The sequence below is a fragment of the Terrabacter sp. P5_B1 genome, from assembly GCF_056400505.1.
The window spans coordinates 1-1,693 of the sequence record NZ_JBFULD010000520.1; the positions used below are offsets into that span (position 1 = coordinate 1).

At 71.6% G+C, this 1,693-nt stretch carries 2 protein-coding genes; both read left to right on the forward strand.

The genetic code is table 11. From position 1 onward, the window contains the following. A partial coding sequence (locus tag AC1DP0_RS21595) for an exonuclease SbcCD subunit D (protein WP_478088581.1) occupies window positions 1-663 on the forward strand: 663 nt, incomplete at its 5' end. A 1-nt stretch (window position 664) separates the two neighbouring features. Then, a partial coding sequence (locus tag AC1DP0_RS21600; RefSeq protein ID WP_478088583.1) for an AAA family ATPase occupies window positions 665-1,693 on the forward strand: 1,029 nt, incomplete at its 3' end.

Here is a 1,693-nt window from a genome sequence, read left to right on the forward strand (position 1 = left end):
GTGGTGCTTGCACACGCCTTCGTCGCCGGGGCCGAGCCGAGCGACTCCGAGCGCTCGATCATGGTCGGCGGCGTCGACCGGGTGGCCGGCACGGTCTTCCACGGCATCGACTACGCCGCGCTCGGTCACCTCCACGGCCCGCAGGCTCCGGAGTCGGCGGACGGGTCGGTCGTGCGCTATTCCGGTTCCCCGCTGCGCTACTCCTTCTCCGAGCAGGAGCAGCAGAAGGTCGTGCTCCTCGTCGACGTCGACGCCGCAGGTCCCGCGCGTGTGACCCCGGTCGAGATCGCCCAGCCGCGCGCCATGGCGACGCTGCGCGGGTGTCTGGACGACCTGCTCGAAGGAGTCGAGTTCACGGCCGCCGAGGACTCGTGGGTGCGGGTCACGGTCACCGACCGTGTGCGGCCCGACTCGTTGATGGACCGCTTGAAGTCCCGCTTCCCGCACGCCCTCCAGGTCTTCCACGAGCCCGAGGGCGCGATCGACCGCGGGCGCGCGGGCACGACCCTCGTCAGCGAGCGCGACCCACGCGAGCTCGGCTCGGACTTCATCGCCTACGTCACCAAGACCGAGGCGAGCGACGGCGAGGTCGACGTCTTCGCGGCGGGCTTCGAGGCCGCCGTCAGGGCCCAGCACCGGGCCGAGGCGCAGGAGGTGGCGTGACGTGCAGCTGCACCACCTGACCATGACGGCCATCGGGCCGTATGCCGGCACCGAGGTCATCGACTTCACCACCGTCGGGCGCGCCGGCCTCTTCCTGCTGGAGGGGCCGACGGGCTCGGGCAAGTCGACGATCATCGACGCCATCACGTACGCGCTCTACGGCAAGGTCGCCCAGGCCTCGGCCGACGTCGAGCGCATCCACTCGCACCACGCCGACCCGCGCACCGTGCCGGTGGTGACCCTGGTGTTCGAGACCCAGTCGGGCCTCTACCGCGTGCAGCGCACGCCGCGCTTCGAGCGGCCCAAGTCCCGGGGCACCGGCAGCACCGTTCAGCAGCCGACGATCAAGCTGTGGCGGCTGCAGACGCCCGACGACCTCGATGGCGGCGAGCTGCTCTCGACCAACATCGGCGACTGCGACGACGAGATCACCCGGGCCGTCGGGCTCACGCGTGACCAGTTCGTGCAGACCGTGATCCTGCCGCAGGGCGAGTTCGCGACGTTCCTCCGGGCCAGGTCGGAGGACAAGGGCAAGCTCCTCGAGAAGGTCTTCGGCACCGCCTTCTTCCGCCGCGTCCAGGACGAGATCGTCGAGGCCGGGCGGGCCGCGCAGGCGCGGCGCCAGTCGGCCGTCGACGAGATCCGCCTGTCGGTGCACGCCCTCGCCGTCTCGGCCGGACTCGAGACCGAGCGGCGCGACGTGCTCGAGGCCCTGAGTCGCACGACCCCCGAGTCCCTCGACGCCGAGCTGACGCAGGTCGTCGACGAGCTGACCACGCGCGAGCGCCACGCGGGCAAGGCCAGCCGCGAGGCGATCGAGACCCACAAGCAGATGGCCGACATGGTCAGCGACGCACGACTGCGCATGCAACGGCGCGAGCGGCTGAGACAGCTCCAGCAGCAGGAGCACGACCTCGGCAAGCAGGCGGTGGCCTTCCGACAGCTCGGTGAGGAGGTCGCTCGCGCCCGCCAGGCCCGGCCTGTCGCCGGCGCCGTCCGCACCCTGGCCCAGTCCGAGGCGACGCTCAAG